This is a genomic window from Nocardioides sp. (assembly GCF_035697785.1).
In the GTDB taxonomy this organism is placed as follows: Bacteria; Actinomycetota; Actinomycetes; order Propionibacteriales; family Nocardioidaceae; genus Nocardioides_B.
Map to the genome: position 1 here is coordinate 15060 of NZ_DASSCL010000106.1, position 20828 is coordinate 35887.

20 protein-coding genes are annotated in these 20828 nt (G+C 71.6%); 7 read left to right on the forward strand and 13 right to left on the reverse strand.

The window, feature by feature from the left end:
* Positions 1-100: 100 nt before the first annotated feature.
* Positions 101-592, forward strand: coding sequence for a GNAT family N-acetyltransferase (locus tag VFH10_RS10685; protein WP_325128310.1), 492 nt, complete (start codon positions 101-103; stop codon positions 590-592).
* Positions 589-2031 (forward strand): MFS transporter, encoded by a 1443-nt coding sequence (locus tag VFH10_RS10690; RefSeq protein ID WP_325128312.1) that lies wholly within the window; start codon positions 589-591, stop codon positions 2029-2031. Before VFH10_RS10685 ends, VFH10_RS10690 begins: the two co-directional genes overlap by 4 nt.
* Here VFH10_RS10690 and VFH10_RS10695 read toward each other — a convergent pair.
* Positions 1967-3394, reverse strand: coding sequence for a flavin-containing monooxygenase (locus VFH10_RS10695; protein ID WP_325128313.1), 1428 nt, complete (start codon positions 3392-3394; stop codon positions 1967-1969). The genes VFH10_RS10690 and VFH10_RS10695 overlap by 65 nt on opposite strands.
* An 87-nt stretch (positions 3395-3481) precedes the next feature.
* Between VFH10_RS10695 and VFH10_RS10700 the strand changes: the two genes are divergently transcribed.
* Positions 3482-4075 carry a hypothetical protein gene (locus tag VFH10_RS10700; RefSeq protein WP_325128315.1) on the forward strand — a complete coding sequence of 198 codons (594 nt, stop codon included), beginning with the start codon at positions 3482-3484 and terminating at the stop codon, positions 4073-4075.
* 106 nt (positions 4076-4181) lie between these two features.
* On the opposite strand, the gene VFH10_RS10705 is transcribed toward VFH10_RS10700, so the two are convergent.
* Together VFH10_RS10705 and VFH10_RS10710 are read right to left on the reverse strand one after the other, a co-directional pair.
* Positions 4182-5309: an acyl-CoA desaturase gene (locus VFH10_RS10705; protein ID WP_325128317.1), complete on the reverse strand. Its 1128-nt coding sequence runs from the start codon at positions 5307-5309 to the stop codon at positions 4182-4184.
* Between the two features lie 30 nt (positions 5310-5339).
* On the reverse strand, positions 5340-6413 hold the full coding sequence (locus tag VFH10_RS10710) for a ferredoxin reductase (protein WP_325128319.1): 1074 nt from the start codon (positions 6411-6413) through the stop codon (positions 5340-5342).
* Positions 6414-6621: 208 nt separating this feature from the next.
* Between VFH10_RS10710 and VFH10_RS10715 the strand changes: the two genes are divergently transcribed.
* Positions 6622-7287, forward strand: coding sequence for a TetR family transcriptional regulator (locus VFH10_RS10715; protein ID WP_325128320.1), 666 nt, complete (start codon positions 6622-6624; stop codon positions 7285-7287).
* A 25-nt stretch (positions 7288-7312) separates the two neighbouring features.
* On the opposite strand, the gene VFH10_RS10720 is transcribed toward VFH10_RS10715, so the two are convergent.
* The 6 genes from VFH10_RS10720 to VFH10_RS10745 are packed head-to-tail and all read right to left on the reverse strand — an operon-like array spanning position 7313 to position 12281.
* A complete protein-coding gene (locus tag VFH10_RS10720; RefSeq protein ID WP_325128321.1) occupies positions 7313-7687 on the reverse strand; it encodes a VOC family protein in 375 nt (124 codons plus the stop codon).
* 8 nt (positions 7688-7695) lie between these two features.
* Entirely contained in the window at positions 7696-8445 is a 750-nt protein-coding gene (locus tag VFH10_RS10725) for an SDR family oxidoreductase (RefSeq protein WP_325128323.1), read from the reverse strand.
* Positions 8446-8457: 12 nt separating this feature from the next.
* A complete protein-coding gene (locus VFH10_RS10730) occupies positions 8458-9117 on the reverse strand; it encodes a histidine phosphatase family protein (RefSeq protein WP_325128325.1) in 660 nt (219 codons plus the stop codon).
* A 7-nt stretch (positions 9118-9124) separates the two neighbouring features.
* Positions 9125-10210, reverse strand: coding sequence for a phosphotransferase family protein (locus VFH10_RS10735; protein WP_325128326.1), 1086 nt, complete (start codon positions 10208-10210; stop codon positions 9125-9127).
* Positions 10207-11025 (reverse strand): SDR family NAD(P)-dependent oxidoreductase, encoded by an 819-nt coding sequence (locus VFH10_RS10740; protein ID WP_325128328.1) that lies wholly within the window; start codon positions 11023-11025, stop codon positions 10207-10209. The genes VFH10_RS10735 and VFH10_RS10740 overlap by 4 nt, the downstream gene beginning before the upstream one ends.
* Positions 11022-12281, reverse strand: a complete 1260-nt coding sequence (locus tag VFH10_RS10745; protein ID WP_325128330.1) for an acyl-CoA dehydrogenase family protein — start codon at positions 12279-12281, stop codon at positions 11022-11024. Before VFH10_RS10745 ends, VFH10_RS10740 begins: the two co-directional genes overlap by 4 nt.
* A gap of 45 nt (positions 12282-12326) precedes the next feature.
* Between VFH10_RS10745 and VFH10_RS10750 the strand changes: the two genes are divergently transcribed.
* The gene (locus VFH10_RS10750) at positions 12327-12848 is read left to right on the forward strand and encodes a hypothetical protein (RefSeq protein ID WP_325128332.1); all 522 of its coding nucleotides are present in this window, start codon (positions 12327-12329) and stop codon (positions 12846-12848) included.
* Positions 12849-12863: 15 nt separating this feature from the next.
* Here VFH10_RS10750 and VFH10_RS10755 read toward each other — a convergent pair whose 3' ends face one another.
* From VFH10_RS10755 to VFH10_RS10770, 4 genes are all read right to left on the reverse strand, one after another.
* Entirely contained in the window at positions 12864-14453 is a 1590-nt protein-coding gene (locus VFH10_RS10755) for a hypothetical protein (RefSeq protein WP_325128333.1), read from the reverse strand.
* Positions 14428-15138 carry an ABC transporter ATP-binding protein gene (locus VFH10_RS10760; RefSeq protein ID WP_325128334.1) on the reverse strand — a complete coding sequence of 237 codons (711 nt, stop codon included), beginning with the start codon at positions 15136-15138 and terminating at the stop codon, positions 14428-14430. The genes VFH10_RS10755 and VFH10_RS10760 overlap by 26 nt, the downstream gene beginning before the upstream one ends.
* 102 nt (positions 15139-15240) lie before the next feature.
* On the reverse strand, positions 15241-17475 hold the full coding sequence (locus VFH10_RS10765) for a 3-hydroxyacyl-CoA dehydrogenase NAD-binding domain-containing protein (protein ID WP_325128336.1): 2235 nt from the start codon (positions 17473-17475) through the stop codon (positions 15241-15243).
* Positions 17476-17549: 74 nt separating this feature from the next.
* Positions 17550-18770 (reverse strand): acetyl-CoA C-acetyltransferase, encoded by a 1221-nt coding sequence (locus tag VFH10_RS10770; RefSeq protein WP_325128338.1) that lies wholly within the window; start codon positions 18768-18770, stop codon positions 17550-17552.
* A 112-nt stretch (positions 18771-18882) separates the two neighbouring features.
* Between VFH10_RS10770 and VFH10_RS10775 the strand changes: the two genes are divergently transcribed.
* Both VFH10_RS10775 and VFH10_RS10780 read left to right on the forward strand, forming a co-directional pair.
* The gene (locus VFH10_RS10775) at positions 18883-19626 is read left to right on the forward strand and encodes a MerR family transcriptional regulator (protein ID WP_325128340.1); all 744 of its coding nucleotides are present in this window, start codon (positions 18883-18885) and stop codon (positions 19624-19626) included.
* Complete coding sequence (locus VFH10_RS10780) at positions 19623-20786, forward strand: CaiB/BaiF CoA-transferase family protein (protein WP_325128342.1); 1164 nt, start codon at positions 19623-19625, stop codon at positions 20784-20786. Before VFH10_RS10775 ends, VFH10_RS10780 begins: the two co-directional genes overlap by 4 nt.
* The last annotated feature ends 42 nt before the right edge of the window (positions 20787-20828 follow it).

Sequence of the window (20828 nt, forward strand, 5' to 3'; positions counted from 1 at the left end):
CTGGGACCTGCGAAACAAACAGTCAAGCCTGACTGTTAATTGTCTTGGCTGCCGTCCAACCGGCTCGACCGTTGTCAGTGCCGGGTGTCACGATGACCGGGTGTCGACGGCATTCCGGGAGGCGACCCCGGACGACCTGGCCGCGCTCCGCGACCTCGAGCGCGAGGCCAGCCTGGCCGCACTCGGTCACGTCTTCCCGCCCGAGCGGTACCCGTTCCCCGACGACGCCGTGCTCGCGCGGTGGAGCCTGGTGCTCGACGACCCGTCGGTGTCGGTGCTCGTCGCTCCGGCGCCGGAGCACGGCACCCTGATCGTGCTCGCGGCGTACGACGACACCACGCTGCGGCACCTCGCGGTGCACCCCGCCCACTGGGGCAACGGCCTCGCCTCGACGGCGATCGAGGCCGTGCTGCGGGCGCTGGAGCTGCGCGGCTGCACGACCGCGTCGTTGTGGTGCCTGGAGGAGAACCACCGGGCGCGCCGGCTCTACGAGCACCTCGGCTGGCGCCCCGCGCCCGAACGCCGCGAGGCGCCGTGGCCGCCGCACCCGACCGAGATGCGCTACACCCGCGCGGTCGGACCCTCGACATGACCGTGACCACCGGGGGCTGCCAGGGCACCGGCGAGCCGTTCATCCGCTCCGGCACGCCCGCCGGCCGGTGGGTCCTGCTCGCCGCCATCCTCGGCTCGGGCATCGCGATCCTCGACGGCTCGGTCGTCAACGTGGCGCTGCCCGCGATCGGCGCCGACCTCGGTGCGGAGATGGCACAGCTGCAGTGGGTGGTCAACGCCTACCTGCTCACGCTCGCCTCGCTGATCCTCGTCGGCGGCGGGCTCGGCGACCGGTGGGGACGGCGCCGGGTGTTCCTGATCGGCATCGCCTGGTTCGGCGCGGCGTCGCTGCTCTGCGCCGTCGCGCAGACCGCCGACCAGCTGGTGCTGGCCCGGCTCGCCCAGGGCGTCGGCGGGGCGCTGCTCACGCCGGGAAGCCTGGCGATCATCCAGGCCTCGTTCGCCCCGCAGGACCGCGGCAAGGTGATCGGCCAGTGGGCCGGCCTGGGCGGCGTCGCCGCCGCCGTCGGTCCGGTGCTCGGCGGCTGGGTGGTGGAGGTCTCCACCTGGCGCTGGATCTTCCTCGTCAACGTGCCGATCGCGGCGCTCATCGTGTACGTCGGGGTCCGGCACGTCCCGGAGAGCCTCGACCCCGACGCCCCCCACGGCTACGACCTCACCGGCTCGGCGCTCGGGGTGCTCGGCCTGGGCGGTGTGACCTTCGCCCTGATCGAGGTCTCGTCTCCCTACGCACTGCTCTTCGGAGTCGGTGGCACCCTCGCGCTCGCGGCGTTCCTGCTCGTGGAGTCGCGCAGCCCGCACCCACTGATGCCGTTGCACCTGTTCCGGTCCCGGATGTTCAGCGTGGCCAACGCAATGACGCTGCTCGTCTATGGGGCGCTCGGCGCGATGACGTTCTTCCTGGTGCTGCAGCTGCAGGTCGTCTCCGGCTACACGCCGTGGCAGGCCGGCTTCGCCACGCTGCCGATCACCCTGTTCATGCTTTTCGGTTCCTCAAAGTCGGGCGAGCTCGCGGCGCGGATCGGCCCGCGGCTGCAGATGTCCCTAGGGCCGATCGTCTGCGGCGTCGGCGCGCTGATGCTGGTGCCCCTCGGCGCCGACGCGAACTACTGGCTCGACGTGCTGCCGGGCATGTCCGTGTTCTCGCTGGGGCTCGTCGCGCTCGTGGCACCGCTGACGACAAGCGTGCTGGCGGCCGCGCCGGACCGGTTCGCCGGAGTCGCCAGCGGCATCAACAACGCTGTCGCCCGCACCGGCTCGCTGCTGGCCGTCGCGGCGCTGCCCGCGCTGGTCGGGCTCGCCGGCGCCGACTACGCCCAGCCCGAGGTGTTCCAGGCCGGCTACCGGAGCGCGATGCTCATCTCGGCGGGGCTGCTCGTGGCCGGCGGCCTGATCACCTTCGTCGGGCTCGGCCGAACGACCGGAGTCGCCCGGCAACCGTCGCCGGCTGCCCCGTAGTCCGCCCCGTAGTCCGCCCCGTAGTCCGCGCCGTGACGCGGGCCCGCCCGGCGCGGCGCTCCCGGGTGATCTCCGAGCGGTACTTGGCGAAGTCCACCTCGATGGTGTGCCGCTTCGATGCCACGAACCGCGCGCGGATCGCCTCGTCGTACTGCCGGATCTGACGTCGCATCTCGTCGTACGACGGCAGCGCCGCCGCGCCGGTGACGAGGTCGGCCACCCAGTGCGACTGCGCCTCGGCGAGCGGCATGATCGCGCCGATCGGCTGGATCAGCCCGACGAAGTACAACCCGTGGTGGTCGGGGTCCACGACGCGGCGGTAGAGGTCCACGTGGTTGTCGGCCGCGCGCACCACGCGTTCGTCGAGGAACGGGAAGCTCACCTTGTAGCCGGTGCAGTAGACGACGACGTCGACCTCGTGGGCGGACCCGTCGACGAAGAACACCTTCGAGCCCTCGAAGCGGTCGATGTTGGGCAGCACCGTGAGGTCGCCGTGGCCGAGCCGGGTGAGCAGGTCGTCGCTGACGGTGGGGTGTGCGTGCAGCACCCGGTGGTCGGGACGCGGCAGCCCGTAGTCGGTGATCCTGCCCTGGGTCACCCGCAGCAGCGCGGCCATCGTGGTCTGCTGCACCACGGTCGGCATCCGGGCGATCGGGCCGTCGGTCAGGTGGTCGGTCGGCACCCCGAAGACGAACTTCGGCACGATGTGCGCCCCACGCCGCATCGCGAGGTAGGTGCGCTCCGCGACCAGCGACGCCTCGACCGCGATGTCGGTGGCGGAGTTGCCGATCCCGAGCACCAGCACGCGTTTGCCCTCGAAGACCTCCGGTGTCTTGTAGTAGTGCGCGTGGATCTGTGTGCCGGGGAAGTCCTCCGCGCCGGGGAAGGACGGCTCCGGCCAACGCGGGTCCCAGTGGTGGCCGTTGGCGACGACCACGTGCGAGTACCTGCGGGTCTCCGGCTCGGACGACTCGCCGTGCTCGTTGCGCGACCGGACCGTGACGTCGTACGCGAACTCGGCGACCGGCTCCACCTTCACGACCTCGGTGCGGAACCGGATCCGGTCGCGCAGGCCGAAGTGGTCCACGAAGTCGTCGAAGTACCTTGCGATCTGCCAGTGGCTCGGGTAGTCCGGAAGGTCCGCGGGCATCGGGTAGGCGGCGTACTCCATGAGCTGCCGTGAGGTGTTGATGTGCAGCGAGCGGTACGCCGAGGACAGGCCGTTGTCGTTGCCGTAGCGCCAGTTGCCGCCGACGCCGCTGCCCATCTCGTAGACGTCGACGTCGACGCCGCGGGCGGTGAGGACCTGGGCGGCGGTGATGCCCGACGAGCCGGCTCCGATGATGCAGACCGGCTCGGACATGCGTGCTCCCCTGGGTGCGTGGACGGACGAGTCCCAAGGGTGCCAGAACTGGTTCTAGTGCGACAGGTCCGGCCGTATCCTTCGTGCGTGCCGTTCCCCTCCCCGCCCTGGCAGCTGTCCGCACAGATGTGGCTCTCGGTGTTCCGCGTCGGCGAGACCGGTCGTCCCGACCGACCGCCGGGTGTGTACGGCGCGGCGTTCGTCTCGTACGAGGAGCCGGGGCCGCTGACCTACCGGGAGCTCGTGGTCGCGCGGCTGCTCGACGCGCGGCGCCGGAGGATGCGGATCACCGACATCTGGGTGGACTCCGCGACGTCGCGCGACGGCGGCCGGGTGCTGTGGGCGATCCCCAAGGACCTCGCCGACCTCGACCTGGAGGAGACCCGGGTCGGGCCGACGTCGCACACGTCGTTCGCGGCGCGCGTCGACGACGCCGAGGTGGCGTCCGGCCAGTTCGCCGCCGCGCCGGGGGCCGCCTTGCTGCGCACGCCGTTCGGTGCCACCACGTCCCAGCTCCGCGAGTCGGGCGACGAGGTCGTCACGCCGATCCGTGGCAGCGCGAGGACGCTGCCCGCGCTGGGCTCCTGGGACTTCGCCGCCGACGGGCCGCTGGGGTACCTGCACGGGCGCCGGCCGGTCGTCTCGTTCCGGCTGTCCGACGTACGGCTCCGGTTCGGCTGACCGGCCCGCCCCCCGCATGCAAAGCGGAGTTATGGGGACACCGCGGCCCGCCGGCACCACGTCAAGTAGCCACAACTCCGCTTTCCATGGGGATCCGGGTCGCGGGTCAGGCAGCAGCGCCGAGGCGTGCGACGGTGTCCGGCGTACGACGACGCCCCGGCAGCGCCAGGCGACAGATCTTCCGCGCCACGCTGCCGAGCTGACGGGAGAGCGGGCCGGTGTTGTAGGCGAGGCCGTACTTCTCGCAGATCGCCTTCACCTCGGGCGCGATCATCGGGTAGCGCCGCGCGGGGACGTCGGGGAACAGGTGGTGCTCGATCTGGTGCGACAGGTTGCCGGTGAGCACGTGGAACAGCCTGCCGCCGGTGATGTTGGCGGAGCCGAGCAGCTGCCGGACGTACCAGCGCCCACGGGTCTCGTCCTCGGTCTCCTCCTCGGTGAAGGTCGCCACCCCGGCCGGGAAGTGGCCGCAGAAGATGATCCCGAACGCCCACACGTTGCGGACCAGGTTGGCCGTCGCGTTGCCGACCAGCGTCGTCAGGAAGAACGGCCCGGTCAGCGCGGGGAAGAGCACGTAGTCCTTCAGCGTCTGGTTGCGGACCTTGCGGATCATCCCGCGATGCAGGTGCCGGGTGTCCGCCCAGGTGCGCCGGCCGGCCGCGATCTCCTCGATTTCCAGGTCGTGCAGCAGCACACCCCACTCGAAGAACAGCATCAGCAGCGTGGCGTAGAGCGGGTTGCCGAGGTAGTACGAGCGCCACTCCTGGTCCTCGTCCATCCGCAGCACGCCGTAGCCGATGTCGCGGTCCTTGCCGAGGATGTTCGTGTAGGTGTGGTGGATGTAGTTGTGCGAGTACTTCCACTGCTCGCTCGGGCACATCGTGTCCCACTCATACATCCTGGAGTTCAGCGCCGGGTCACCCATCCAGTCGTACTGGCCGTGCATGACGTTGTGGCCGATCTCCATGTTGTCGAGGATCTTGCTGATGCTCAGCGCGGCGACGGCGAGCGGCCAGGCCGGCGGCAGGTAGAACAGCGCCCGGCCGGCGACCTCGAAGGCGCGCTGGGCTTTGACGACCTTGCGGATGTACGCCGCGTCCTCCTCGCCGAGGCTCTCGACGAGGCGGGTGCGCAGGGCGTCCAGCTCGGCGCCGAACTCCTCGACCTGCCCGGGGGTCAGGGTGACGTGCGTGGACGGTGTGGTGGTCCGTGTGGTGGTCCGTGTGGTGGGCATGGTGGGTCCTCCTGTCGGAGTGCGGGAAGGTCAGAGCTCGACGGCGCAGCTGCCGACGGGCTGGTTGACGCAGACCTGGATGTCCTCGTCGGGCAGTGCTGACTCGGCGCCGGTCACGACGTTGCGCACCGTGCCCTCGGTCTTGCGGGCGGTGCAGGTGAAGCAGATGCCCATCCGGCAGCCGTAGTCCGGCGTCAGCCCGGCCGCCTCGGCCTGCTCGAGCAGGGTCGCGCCGGTGTTCGCGGCGACGGTCCCGCTGCGCGAGAACGACACGTCGCCCTCCGCGTCACCGGTCGCGACAGTCGGCGTCTTGAAGTACTCGAGGCGGAGCCGGTCGGAGCCGTCGTACGCCGCCCGGACGGCCTCCATGAGCCGAGCCGGGCCACAGGCGTAGGTGAGCACGTCGCGGTAGCCCGGGACGAGCCGCTCCAGGTACGCCGGGCTGAGGTAAGGGTCGCCGGCGCGGGTGTGCAGCACGTGCACGTCCACGCCGTACCCCGAGCGCCGGACTGTCTCGAGCTCCTGGGCGAAGATCTGCTGCTCCGGGCCGCGCGCGTAGTGCAGGAACGTGACCCGGCCCCGGTGCGTGCGCCGCTGCAGGCTGCGCAGCATCGACATGACCGGGGTGATCCCGGAGCCGCCGGAGATCATCAGCAGGTGGTCGGGCACGCGATACGGCAGGACGAAGTCGCCCTCGGCCTGCGACAGGTGCACGACCTGCCCCGGCGGCGCGGCGGCCAGGAAGCGGGTGACGACACCGTCGGGGTTGGCCCGCATGGTGATCGTGAAGCGGTCGCCCGGGCCGGAGTCCGGGCTGGAGAAGGTGAACACGCGAGTGCAGCGACGGCCGCCGGGCACCTCGACGCCGAGCCGCACGTGCTGGCCGGCGGTGTGCCCGCGCCAGGTCCGGGTCGGCTGGAGCGTGAGCGTGACCACGGGCGGGTGGCCGGGCACGTCGACCTCGCGGTGCACGTCGACGATCCGGGCGCGCACGTCGTGGGCGGCCCACATCGGGTTCACCTGCTCGAGGTAGCGGTCCACCCCGTGCGGCGACGTGAGCGCGGCCAGCACCGGCGACCGGAGAAGGGTCTGGGTGATGCTCATCCAGGTCATTCCTTTCAGTGAACAACCGTGCACTCAAACGGTGACATCCGTACCGTCGGTATGTCAACGTGTCCCACACCACCCCCTGGCCCCCGTTTCCACTCAGGTACAGGGAGTCGGCCGACCCCGACGGTGCGTGTCGAGGCGACCCTGACCTGAGACTCGACGGATGAGCAGAACGGGTGTGCACCGGAGCTAGGCTGGCGACGTGGCCGAGCAGCAGGTGCGAGGGCAGCAGGTGCGACAGGCGCCGGGAGAGACGCGCAGCGCCCGCAAGGACCGCACCCGGCGCGCGATCCTCGACGCCACCCTGGCCGCGGCGGGTGAGGGCAGCCTGTCCACGGTGTCGTTGCGCCGGGTCGCCCGGGAGGCGGGGATCGTCCCGACCGGCTTCTACCGGCACTTCTCCTCGCTCGACGAGGTGGGGCTCACCCTGGTCGACGAGTCGTTCGCGTCGTTGCGTCAGATGCTCCGCGACGTACGACGCGGTAGTCCGGACCTCTCCGACGTGATCCGCGGCTCGGTGGCGATCCTCGTCGAGCACGCGCACCGGCAGCAGGCGCACTTCCGGTTCATCGCCCGCGAGCGGGTGAGCGGGCCACCCGAGGTGCGGGTAGCCATCCGGCACGGGCTCGAGCTGTTCGAGCGCGAGCTGGCGACCGACCTGGCCCGCCTGCCCCGCTCGGCGTCATGGTCCTCCGAGGACCTGCGGGTGATGGCCGACCTGATCGTCACCGTGATGGTCTCCACCGCGGAGTCGGTGCTGGACGCACCCGTCGGGCGCCCGGAGGCAGAGCGCGAGATCGTCCGCACGGCGGAGCTGCAGCTGCGGATGATCGTCGTCGGCGCCGCCAACTGGCGCTCCCGCGACTGACCGGGGGCGGTCCCGAGGCGCTCGGTCAGGCGTTCTGCCAGAGACCGACGGCGTTGCCCTCGGGGTCGCGGAAGTATGCCGAGAAGCCCATGTCGCCGACGGGGGTCTTGGTCAGCAGCGTGGCCCCGCCGAGGCTCTCGATCTTCTTCAGCGCCTCGTCGATGTCCTCGACGTCGACCACCACGGTCGGGGCGACGAACGAGTCTCCGCGCTGAGCCATGCCACCGTTGACGAAGCCGGGCTCGGTCGGCCCCGCATCCGCCGTCGGACCGGTCGAGACCATCGTGTAGTCCATCTCCGGCATCTCGGAGACGTCCCAACCGAAGGCCTCGCTGTAGAAGGCCCGGGCCCGTTTGCCGTCGTCGAAGGGGATCTCGAAGTGCACCACGCGTCCGCTCATGAAGGTGACTATCCCATCAGCCTGCGGGCCAGCGGAAGCGGCAGATGGCGCAGCGCGAACCCGACCGGCACCCACGGCCACGGCGGCACGTAGGCCCGCGTCTTCTCCTTCTCGACCGCCTCCACGATCGCCGCCACCCCCTTCTCGGTCGCGACGATGAAGGGGATGTTCCTGCCCGACTCGTTCATCTCCGAGCGGATGTAGCCGGGGTAGATCACCGAGACCTTGATCGGCGTGCCGTAGAGGTCGGCCCGGACCCCCTCGGCGAGGTGCGCGACCCCCGCCTTGGTCGCGGCGTACGTCGTGACCCCCTTCGGCATCCCGCGCACCGCGGAGACCGACGAGATCATCACCAGGTGCCCGGAGCCCTGGTCGCGGAAGACCTCGACCGCCGCCTCCGTCTGGGCCAGCGCGCCGACGAAGTTGGTCAGCGCCGTGTCCCGGTTGGTCTCGAAACCGCCGGTGCCGAGCGGCGCGCCCCTGCCCAGCCCGGCGTTGACCACCACCCGGTCGAGGCGCCCGAAGTCGGCGTGGAACGCACGGAAGACGGCGAACACGGCGTCGTGGTCGTTGACGTCGAGCGCCCGCACCTCGACCCGGACGTCGGGGTGAGCCGTGATGATCTCAGTCCGCAGCGACTCGAGCCGGTCGGTACGACGGGCGCACAGCGCGAGGTCGTGCCCGCGCGCGGCGAACTGGCGCGCCATCTCCGCGCCCAGGCCCGAGCTGGCACCGGTGATCAGGATCGTCTTGGCCATGGGGTCGAGGTCCTACCTGTAGGTCGTGAGCTGCCCGGACGGCAGCTCGAGGTGGCTGTGGTCGTTGAAGGAGACGAGCGTGGTGCCACGCTGTCCGACCACGACCTTCGTGACGGAGGCGTTCACGACAACGGGGGCGATCCGCCGGTGCAGGTCCGCGCCGCCACCGAGCAGCTCGGCGGTGATCCGGGCGATCGGTCCACCGGACGTGACCACCACCGCTGTGGCACTCGGGTCGAGCCGGCTCGCCAGGTCGTCGAGCGCGCCGAGCACCCTGTCGCCGAAGGCGGAGAAGGACTCGGTGTACTCGTGGTCGTGCCGGCCGGCAGTCCACCGGTCGGTCGCGGCCTCGAACCAGGCCTGGAACTCTTCGCGCGTCGGGCTGTCGCCGGCGAACGTGTGATGCTGGCGCTGCAGCACCTCCTCGTGGTTCATCTCGTCCCAGGCCTCGTCCTCCTGCCACCCGGGCCACCCGGCTGCGTCACCGAGCAGGCGGGCGGTCTCGCGTTGCCGCGTCATCCGGCCGTGCACGAGCACGTCGGGTCGGCCCCCGCGGGCCCGTAGTGCCCGGCCCAGCACGGTCGCCTGTTGCTCCCCGAGCTCGGAGAGCTTGTCGTAGTCCTCGGCACCCCACGAGGCCTGGCCGTGCCGGACCAGCAGAAGCACGCTCATGGAGCCGTCACGACGCTTCCATGACCAGCCGGGTGCAGCGCTCGTCGAGATAGCGGACCATCGGCAGGAACTCCGCGTAGGCCGGGTTGCTGGTCTGCCCGAGGTGGAACCGGTAGTAGATCTGCTGGGCGATCACGGCCAGCCGGAACAGTCCGAACACCTCGTAGAACCGCCACTGCTCGGGGCTGACGCTCCGTCCGCTTCGCTCGGCGTACGCCCGCACCATCTCCTCGCGGGTCAGCATCCCGGGCAGGTCGGACGGCTGCCGCCTCAGCCGCCGGAACACGGCGTCGTCGTCGGCCTGGATCCAGTACGCCAGCGCGCCGCCGAGGTCCATCAGCGGGTCGCCGAGCGTGGCCATCTCCCAGTCGAGCACGCCGCGGATCCGGAGCGGGTCCCCCGGGTGCTGCCAGTCGAGCACCACGTTGTCGAGCCGGAAGTCGTTGTGGATCACACAGTTCGCGACGTCGTCGGGCTGGTGCGCGTCGAGCCAGGCCATCACGGTCTCGAGGTCGCCGACGTTGTCGGTGCGGGCCCTGCGGTAGCGCCCGGACCAGCCGCCGACCTGGCGAGCGACGTAGCCCGTGCCCTTCCCGATGTCGGACAGACCGGCGGCGTCGACGTCGACGGAGTGCAGCTCGACGAGCACGTCGAGGAAGCGGCCGCACAGGGCGCGCGCGTCGTGCTCGGTGAGGGACATGTCGTCGGGCAGGTCGGCGCGCAGGATCGTGCCGGGCAGCATCTCCATCACGTAGAAGTCCGATCCGATCAAGGACTCGTCCTGGCAGAAAGCGACCATCGCAGGCACGTAGTCGAACACCGGCGCGAGGCGCGACTGGATGGTGAACTCGCGGCCCATGTCGTGGGCCCCCGGCGCCTTCGTGCCCCCGGGAGGCCGGCGCAGGATCAGCTCGCGTCCGGGATAGCTGAGCTGGAAGGTCAGGTTGGAGGCGCCGCCGGGGAACTGCCGGACCTCGGGCGTGCCGTCCAGCCCGGTCGGGTCGCCGGCGTGCTCGCGCAGCCAGGCCGCCACCGCGGCGACGTCGAACGCGTCCTCCTCGCGGACGGCGCCAGCCGGGTTGTGCTCGTTCACCCGTCGCTCCTGTCCTTGAGACGCGCGGCCGTCCTGCGCATCTCCGCGTCGTAGGCCGCCCGTTCGGTGCGCTTCAGGTGGTACGCCGCCCGCGCGGGTTCGTCCGGCACGACCAGGTCGGCTCCCTCGTCGATGCCGGCCAGCACCGCCTCGGCGATCTGGTCGGCGGTGAGCGGCGACTGTTCGACCAGCGCGCTCACCTTCGCCGCGACGTCGGTGTCGGCACCGCTCAGGGACTGCATCAGGTTGGTGCGGAAGTACGACGGGCAGACCACCGTGCAGCCGACGCCGTACGGCGCCAGCTCGTGCGACAGCGTCTCGGAGAACGCGACGACCGCCGCCTTCACGGCGTTGTAGGAGCCCATGCCGGGCGGGTGCACGAGCCCGGCCAGCGAAGCGATGTTGACGATGCGGCCGCCGCCCTGGCGCTTGAGCAGCGGCGCGAAGGCGCGGCTGCCGCGGACCACGCCGAGGAGGTTCACGTCGAGGAGGCGCTGCCACTCCTCGATCGTGCAGACGTCGACGCGGCCGCCGCCGGCGATGCCGGCGTTGTTGACCAGCACGTCGAGGCCGCCCCACTGCTGCTCGACCCAGGCGACCGCCTCGGCCCAGGCGTCGTCGTCGGTGACGTCGAGCGCGAGGCCGCCGGCGGGCGCGGTGCGGTCGGTGGCGAGCACCTCGTCGCCGCGGGCCCGGAGCGCAGCCGTGAGCGCGGCGCCGAGACCGGAGGCCGCGCCGGTGACCAGGACCCGACGGGTCACCGGGGTCCCCGCCGCGGGCACGAGCGAAGCGAGTGGCGGGGTGGGGTGGCTCATGAGTACTTCTTGAGCTCGAGCTTGGCGATCACGCCGCGGTGCACCTCGTCGGGGCCGTCGGCCAGCCGCAGTGAACGGGCGCTGGTCCAGGCCGCCGCCAGCGGGAAGTCGTCGGACATGCCGCCGCCGCCGTGCAGCTGGATCGCCATGTCGATGACCCGTTGCGCCATGTTGGGCACGGCCACCTTGATCTGGCTCACCTCGGCCAGCGCACCCTGCGGGCCGGCGGTGTCGAGCTTCCAGGCCGCGTGCAGCACCAGCAGCCGGGCCTGGTCGATCGCGATCCGGGCGTCCGCGATCCGCTCCGCGTTGCCGCCGAGCTTCGCGAGCGGGCGGCCGAAGGCGACGCGCGTGGTCGCTCGCCGACAGGCAAGCTCGAGCGCCTTCTCGGCCAGCCCCACCAGGCGCATGCAGTGGTGCACGCGTCCCGGACCGAGCCGTCCTTGCGCGATCTCGAAGGCGCGGCCGGGGCCGAGCAGGAGGTTGGCGAGCGGCACCCGGACGTCGTCGAACTGCACCTCGGCGTGCCCGAGCGGCTCGTCGTACATCGCCATCGCGGTCAGCTTGCGTACGACGGTGACCCCAGGGGCGTCGCGCGGCACGAGCACCATCGTGTGCCGGGCGTGCCGGTCCCCTGAGTCGTGGGCGGGGTCGGAGAGCCCCATGAACACGAAGATCTTGCACTCCGGGTTGCCGGCCCCGGTTGACCACCACTTCCGTCCGTTGATGACGACCTGGTCGCCGTCGACGACCGCGGTCGCCGCCATGTTGGTGGCGTCGGAGGAGGCGACGTCGGGCTCGGTCATCGTGAACGCGGAGCGGATCCGCCCGTCGAGCAGCGGCTCGAGCCACTGCCGCCTCTGCTCGTCGGTGCCGTACTTGAGCAGCACCTCCATGTTGCCGGTGTCGGGCGCGTTGCAGTTGAGCACCAGCGGCGCGAGGAACGAGCGGCCGGTCTGCTCCGCGACCGGCGCGTAGTCGAGGTTGGTCAGCCCGCGGCCCCCGTCGGTGCCGAACCGCTCGGCGTACTCGCCCTCGTGCCCGGCGGGGAGGAAGAGGTTCCACAGGCCCTGGGCGCGCGCCTTGGCCTTGAGCTCCTCGACGATCGGCAGCGGGGTCCACGGGTCGCCCCCGGACTCGCGCAGCCGGGTGATCTCCGCCTGGTAGCCGGCCTCGATCGGCTCGACCTCGGTGTCGACGAAGGTACGGACGCGCGCGGCGAGATCGGCGGCCCGGGGCGAGGGGCTGAAGTCCATGCGGTCGACCCTAGAGGGTTCCCGGACAGGCTCTACGCTTCGGTCATGAGAAGGACTCTCGCTGTCACCGCGATCGCGGCCCTGACCCTCACGCTGACCGGCTGCGGCGGCGGCTCGGAGGACGACGAGACCGCCGCGAAGGCGATCTCCGACTCGATCATGAGCGAGCAGGAGGGTGGGACGGCCGATGTGTTCGCCATGGAGCGCTCGGAGGCCGACTGCATCGGCGACGGGTTCGTCGAGGAGATCGGCGTGGAACAGCTCCAGGAATATGGCTTCATCACCGAGGACCTGAAGGCCGAGCCGATGACCAGCGTGACGATGGAGACCGCCGACGCCGAGGCGGCGACCGGAGTGCTCTTCGACTGCGCCGACGTGACCGAGCTGATGTCGGAGGCGTTGGCCGCCGGTCAGCAGGTCGACGAGAAGACCCGGGAGTGCCTGGAAGAGGTGCTCACCGAGGAGAAGCTGAGGACGATGTTCACGCTGATGTTCAGCGGCAAGCAGGACCAGGCCAACGAGGAGGTCGTCCGCCCGCTGATGGAGTGCGCCGCGCCGACGCAGTGACGCGGTCCGGGACGCTCAGCTCGCGACGACGGCGACGACCCGCGAGCGGACCGCCGGCAGCGCCCAGGCGCCGGCGGTGCCGACCAGCTTGTACGACGAGAACAGCAGGAACGGGATCGCGACCATCACCGACCACTGCCACGGGGCGAACGTCGCACCGCCGAAGACCATCCCGGTCAGGGTCGTCGACAGGGCGAGCCGTGCCGAGTAGCCGACCATCACGACCGGGGGCGCCGGCGTCGCCCGGGCGCTGCGCATGTCGACGGCGTACGGCGAGCGCACCGACCACCGCAGCGAGGTGGCGACCACCTGGACCGTGACGACGACGGCGCAGGTGACGACCGCGACCACACGCGAGGTCGTGGGCGGACCGGCCCGCAGCGCCCCCATCAGGAGGGTCAGCGCGGTGACCACGAGCAGCACCTCCGTCAGCACCATCACGCGGGAGGTGAAGGCCAGGCGCGGGTTCACGGGAAGGCTGTCGCGCCAGAGCGCACCCCGCCCGTCGAGGCACCAGGAGTTCACCCCGAACAGCAGCGCGCCGCCCGAGGCCACCAGCCCGGGCAGGATGCTGAGCATCACCCAGTCGAGGCCGCCGGCCAGCGCGACCAGGCCGGGCAGCAGCGCGAGCACGGCGAGGCCGCGACGCAACGGCACCGAGCGCCAGATCGCGGCGCGGTCGGTGCGCAGCAGCGCGACCAGGTCGGAGGCGGGGTTGGCGCGCGGGGGGCGTGACGAGGTCTCCTCACGCAGCTCGTCTCGGGGCGGCCGGCGTACGACGGCACCCGCGGTCAGCGCGCCCCCGACGACGGCCACGAGTCCCACCGCGGCGATGCCCAGGACCACCCGGAGCCACGGCAGCATCTGCGCCTCGGACCCGTAGAGCAGGCCGAGCGCGACGGTGAGGGTGGGGCTCTCGTCGAGCAGCGGCACCAGCTCGTCGGTGACGATGAGGATCGCCAGCACGAGACCCATGAAGATCGTCAGCAGCCGCACGGTCAGCACGCCGAAGGCGCCGCGGCGTACCCACTCGACGAACCAGGCCAGCGCCTGCGCGATCGCCGTCGCCGCGAACAGCCAGAGGAACACCGGCAGCAGCGCCAGCGGCAGCGTCCAGCGCGGGCCGACGACGTAGGCGCTCGCCCCCAGCAGCGTCCAGGACTGCACGATCCAGGCGATGTTGAGCGGCGCCATCAGCAGGGCGCCGAGGTGGTCGGTGGTCGGACTCACCGGGTAGGCCACGCCCTGGTCGCGCGGCAGCAGCTCGCGCCCGCCGCCGGAGGCCGCGGCCGAGATCATCGAGATCACCAGCACCCCGATGTACGCCGAGGGCAGCAGCAGGAGCACGTCGGAGCGCCGCTCGTCGCCCTCGGGCAGGTACGCCGGCAGCCAGCAGGCGATCACCGTGAACGCGAGCAGGAACGCCAGCGCGAGGATCAGCGTGGTGCGGGAGCGTCCGCGCACGCCGGACGAGCGGAACCGCAGCAGCGGACCGACGTCGCCGACCGCGCGGCGGGTCTCGGCACGCCAGCCGCGCAGGACGTCACCGATGCCGGGGCGCGCGGGGCCGGGTGTCGTGTCAGTCGAGGAGAGCGCGGTAGGCACCGGCACCCGCCTCCCCGGCCATCTCGTGGGCGGGCAGGGCCGCCACTGCCTGTCCGCCGCGCAGCACGATGGCGTCCTGGCAGGCCTCGACCGCGAGCTCCCGCAGGTGGGTGGACACCAGGACCGCGCTGCCCTCGGCGCGCGCGTCGGCGATGACCTCCATGGTGGCCTCGACGCCGAGCGGGTCGACGCCGTCGAACGGCTCGTCGAGGAGCAGCACCCGCGGCCGGTGGAACGCCGCCAGGATGACCGACATCCGACGGCCCATGCCGTGGCTGAAGCCCGACGTCACCCGGTGCGTGGCGGCGCCCAGGTCGAAGCGCTCCAGCATCTCCCGGGCGCGCTCCTCCCAGCCGTGGTCGAGGCGGCGCAGCCGGGCGGCGAGCTGGAGATGCTCCCACGGGGTGGCCCGCGGGACCAGGCCGCCGACGTCGGGGCAGTAGCCGATGACCCGCTTCACACCCAGGGTGTCGTCGCGGATGTCCTTGCCGTCCACCGTGACCACGCCGCCGGTGGGCGGGATGACGCCGGCCAGCACGCGCATCGTCGTCGACTTGCCTGCGCCGTTGCGGCCGAGCAGTGCGGTCGCGGTGCCGGCCGGGACGGACAGGTCGATCCCGCGCACGGCGTCGACCGGACCGAACCGGACCCACAGGGCGTTGACCTGGACGAGCGGTGCGTTCACCGGCCCATTCTCCCCCGCAGGCGCGCTGGGGTGCCCGGAAACGACGGATTCGTCTGTCCTCGGCCTCCGTGATTCACCCCAAAGACCGCAGACGAATCGTTGTCAGGCGGGGAAGTGGCCGCCGTTCTCGGCGAGGTCGACGAGGTACGCCGGGGGCGCGAAGCGGTCGCCGTAGGTCGCGGCGAGCTCCCGGGCCCGGGCGACGAAGCCGGCGAGCCCGCCCTCGTAGCCCTGCATGAACTGCACGGCGCCACCGGTGTTGGCGGGGTAGCCGATGCCCATGATCGAGCCGATGTTCGCGGCGGCCGCGGACTCGATGACGCCCTCCTCGAAGCAGCGCGCCGTCTCGATCGCCTCGATGAACAGCATCCGGTCCTTCAGATCGACCAGGTCGTCGAACTGAGGCGCGCGGTCGCTGATCGGGAACGTGTCGGCGAGGCCCTTCCAGAGCCCTAGCCGCTTGCCGGACTCGTCGTAGTCGTAGAAGCCCGCCCCGCGCAGGCGGCCGGGACGGCCCGCCTCGATCATCGTCGTGACGACCCGGTCCGCGGCGTGCGCCGGCACCTCCTGGCCGGCCGCCTCCAGCGCGTCGACGGTGGCCTTCCGGATCTTGGCCATCAGCTCCATGTTCAGCTCGTCGGAGAGCTGCAGGGTGCCGACCGGGTAACCCGCCTGGGTCGCGGCGCGCTCCACGCTGATCGGGTGGAAGCCCTCGGCGAGCATCGCCAGGCCCTCGTTGACGAAAGTACCGATCACCCGCGAGGTGTAGAAGCCGCGACTGTCGTTGACCACGATCGGCGTCTTCTTGATCTTCTGCACCACGTCGACCGCGCGGGCCACCGTCTCGTCCGACGTCTGCTCGCCGCGGATGATCTCGACGAGCGGCATCTTGTCGACCGGGGAGAAGAAGTGCAGGCCGATGAAGTCCGCCGGCCGGTTGACGGCGCCCGCGAGCTCGGTGATCGGCAGCGTGCTGGTGTTGGAGCACAGCAGCGCGTCGGCGTTCACGACGTCCTGCACCTCGGCGTACACCTGCGCCTTGAGCTTCGGGTCCTCGAAGACCGCCTCGATGACGAGGTCGCAGCCGGCGAGGTCGGCGGGGTCTCCGGTCGGGGTGATCCGGCCGAGCACCTCCGCCGCCTTCTCCTCGCTGAGCCTGCCGCGCTGCACCTGCTTGTCGAGCAGCTTCTGCGAGTAGGCCTTGCCCTTCTCGGCGTTCTCCACCGAGACGTCCTTGAGGACGACCTCGATGCCGCTGCGGGCGCACGAGTACGCGATGCCGGCGCCCATCATCCCGGCTCCGAGCACGCCGACCTTGGTGGGCTCGAACCTCTCGAAGCCCTGCGGACGCAGCGACCCGGCGTTGATCGCCTGCAGGTCGAAGAAGAAGGCTTGGATCATGTCCTTGGAGTTCTGCCCTGTGACCAGACCGGTCAGGTAGCGGGACTCGATGCGGCTGGCGGTCTCGAAGTCGACCTGGGCACCCTCGACGGCGGCGGACAGGATCGCCCGCGGCGCGGGGTAGTCGGCACCCTTGAGCTGCTTGCGCAGGTTGGCCGGGAACGCGGGGAGGAACGCCGCGAGCTTCGGCGACGACGGCGTACCGCCGGGCATCTTGTAGCCGGGCCGGTCCCACGGCTGGGTGGCCGCCTCCTGGTCGTCGCGGTGCGCGTTGATCCAGCCCTTGGCCGCGGGCAGCAGCTCCTCGGGCTCCTGCACGAGGGCGTCGACGAGACCCTTCTCCTTGGCCGCGACCGGCTTCAGGCGCGGGCCGAGCAGCAGCACGTCCATCAGCGCGCTGGACAGGCCGAGCATCCGCACGGTGCGGGTGACCCCGCCCCCGCCGGGCAGCAGTCCGAGGGTCACCTCCGGCAGGCCGAGCTGTACGCCGGGGGCGTCGACCACGATCCGGTGGTGGCAGGCGAGCGCGATCTCCAGGCCGCCGCCGAGCGCGGTGCCGTTGATCGCGGCGACCACCGGCCGGCCGATCGTCTCGAGCCGGCGCAGCTGGGCCTTGATCTCCTCGACCTCCGCGAAGATGGTCGCGGCGTCGTCGGGACCGGCCTGAACCATCGTCTTCAGGTCGCCGCCGGCGAAGAACGTCTTCTTCCCGCTGGTGACCACCACGCCCGCGATCTCGTCGCCCGCGGCGATCTCGGCGGCGAGCCGGTCGAGTGCCGCGCCCATCGACTCCTTGTAGCGCCGGTTCATCATGTTCGCGCTCGACGTGGGGTCGTCGATGGTGAGCACGACGATGCCGTCGGCGTCCTTGTCGTAGCGCACCGCGGTGCCGGCGGTGGTCGAGCCCGTCGAGAACTCGGTCTGGATGTCAGTCATGGTGCTCCCGTAGTCGGAGTGCGTGCGTGGAGGGTGTGAGGTGGTCTCGACGAGCTCGACCAACCGGTGTCGGGTCAGATCCGCTCGACGACGGTGGCGATGCCCATGCCGCCGCCGACGCAGAGCGTGGCCAGGCCGTAGCGGAGGTCTCGGCGCTCGAGCTCGTCGACGAGCGTGCCGAGGATCATCGCGCCGGTCGCACCTAACGGGTGGCCCATCGCGATGGCGCCGCCGTTGACGTTGACGACCTCGTGGGAGATCCCCATGTCCTTCATGAACCGCATCGCCACCGCGGCGAACGCCTCGTTCATCTCCCACAGGTCGATGTCGTCGACCGTGAGGCCGGCCTTGGCGAGCGCCTTGCGCGACGCGGGCGCCGGCCCGGTGAGCATGATCGTCGGGTCGGCGCCGGACACCGCCGCGGCGAGGATCCGGGCGCGCGGGGTCAGGCCGAGGTCGGAGCCCACCTGCTCGGTGCCGATGGCCACCAGCGACGCACCGTCGACGATGCCGGAGGAGTTGCCGGCGTGGTGGACGTGGTCGATCCGCTCGACCCAGTGGTACTTCTCCAGCGCAACCGAGTCGAAGCCGCCCTGGTCGCCGATCGCCGCGAACGACGGCGGCAGCCCGGCGAGGGTCTCGACGGTCGTGCCCGGCCGGATGAACTCGTCCTTGTCGAGCACGGTCAGCCCGTTGCGGTCGCGCACCGGGATCACCGAGCCGTCGAAGTAGCCGTTGGCCTGGGCCTTGGCGGCACGCGCCTGCGACTCGGCGGCGTAGGCGTCGACGTCCTCGCGGGTCCAGCCCTCCAGGGTGGCGATCAGGTCGGCGCCGATGCCCTGGGGCACGAACGACGTGGTGAGCGCGGTCGCCGGGTCCATCGCCCAGGCCCCGCCGTCGGAGCCCATCGGCACCCGCGACATCGACTCGACACCGCCGGCGAGGATCAGGTCCTCGAAGCCGGACCGGACCCGGGCCGCCGCCTGGTTGACCGCCTCGAGGCCGGAGGCGCAGAACCGGTTGAGCTGCACGCCCGCGACCGTCTCCGGGTAGCCGGCGGCGAGCGCCGCGGTCTTGGCGATGTCGCCGCCCTGGTCGCCGAGCGGGGAGACCACGCCGAGCACGACGTCGTCGACGCGCGCCGGGTCGAGACCGGGGTTGCGGGTCCGCACCTCGTCGAGCAGCCCGACCACGAGGTCGACGGGCTTCACCTCGTGCAGGGATCCGTTCTTCTTGCCCTTGCCGCGCGGGGTTCGGATCGCGTCGTACACGAAGGCCTGGGGCTCATGCGCCATGTCGCCCATCCTCATCTGGTCGGGGGGTGGGAGTGCACTTCGATTGTGACACTCCTACTGTTAGCGTCGTCAACCGATGTGATCGGCATCTCCCCGCGAAGGAGCACCTTCCTTGTCGGCTCCCGACCCCACCAGCGGCCCCGGCGACGACCCGGCCGGGCTGCTGACGCTCGACGAGCTCACGCGTCGCAGCGGTCTGAGCGTGCGCAACATCCGGTTCTACACGAGCCGTGGCCTGGTGCCGGCGCCGATCCGGCGGGGCCGGTCGGGCTACTACAACGCCGACCACCTGGCCCGGCTCGAGCTGGTGCGAGAGCTGCAGGCGCACGGGTTCACGCTGGCCGCGATCGAGAAGTACGTCGCCCGCATCCCCGCCGACGCGACGCCCGAGACGATCGCCCTGCACCGCAGCCTGCTCGCGCCGTGGATGGCCGAGCTGCCCGAGACCCTGTCCCGCAAGGAGCTGGGCCGACGCGCCGGGCGGGACCTCACCGACGACGACCTCGACACCCTCAACGCGCTCGGCATCGTGTTCCCCACCAAACAGGGGAAGTACCAGGTCGCGTTGGCGCACCTGTCCGTCGGCGTGAGCCTGCTCGACCTCGGGATGCCGTTCGACGCGGCCCTGGCCGCGCAGGACATCTTCCAGGCGCACGGCCGGGCGATCGCCGACGAGCTGACCGAGCTGTTCCGCACCAAGGTGTGGCCGGCCTACGTCGAAGGCGGCGCGACGCCCGAGCAGATCCGCGAGGTCGTGGAGAAGTTCAAGCCCGTCACCGTTGCCGCGCTCGTGACGGCCTACGAGTCGGCCGTCGACGAGGCAAAGCGCGAAACCGTCGCGCGCCGGGTCCGGTGAGCCCGGACGGCGCCGGTCTCGGGCGCGGCACCGGGCCGCTGCGCGGTGTCCGCGTCGTCGAGATCGCCGGGATCGGGCCGGGGCCGCACGCGGCCACCCTGCTCGCGGACCTGGGCGCTGACGTGGTCCGCGTGGAGCGACCCGGCGGCGCGCTCAGCGCGGGGCCCCGCGAGACCGACCTCCTGACCCGCGGACGCCCCAGCGTCGCGCTCGACCTCAAGCACCCGCGCGCGGTCGAGACCGTGCTCACGCTCGCGGCGCGGGCCGACGTGCTGCTGGAGGGGATGCGCCCGGGGGCGGCCGAGCGTCTCGGCATCGGTCCCGATGTCGCGCTCGCCCGCAACCCGCGGCTCGTCTACGGGCGGATGACCGGGTGGGGGCAGGACGGCCCGCTGGCGCAGGCGGCCGGGCACGACCTGAACTACATCGGGCTGGCCGGCGCCCTGCACGGCCTGGGCCAGACGGCCGACCGGCCGCAGTTCCCGAGCAACCTGCTCGGCGACTTCGGGGGCGGCTCGACGTACCTCGTCGTCGGGGTGCTCGCCGCCCTGCTCGAGGCGCGTTCCAGCGGTGCGGGTCAGGTCGTCGACGCCGCGATCGTCGACGGGACCGCGCACCTGACGGCGATGTTCGCGAGCCTGCTGGCCGGCGGCGCCGCCCACGAAGCGCGCGCTTCGGGACTGCTCGACGGGGGCGCGCCGTTCTACGACCTCTACGAGACCGCCGACGGTCGGCACATGTCGGTCGGCGCCCTCGAGCCGCAGTTCTTCGCCGAGCTGGTCCGGCTGCTGGAGCTCGAGGACGCCCCCGGTCGGCTCGAGGTCGACCGCTGGCCGGAGCTGCGCGAGCGGCTCGCGGCCCGGTTCAGGGAGCGCACGCAGGCGGAGTGGACCGAGGTCTTCGACGGCACCGACGCTTGCGTCGCTCCGGTGCTGCCGCTCACCGAAGCGGCTGCGCACCCGCACCTGGCAGCCCGAGGCACGTACGTCGACCGCGACGGGCTGCTCCAGCCGGCGCCGGCCCCGCGCTTCTCCCGCACCGAGGCGACGCTGGGAACGGGCCCGAGCGTGCCCGGTGGCCAGACCCGTGCTGCGCTCACCGCCTGGGGGGTTCCCGACGTCGACGGCCTGATCGAGTCCGGCGCTGCCGTCCAGGCCTGACAACGATTCGTCTGCGGACTTTGGGGTGATTCACGTCGGTGG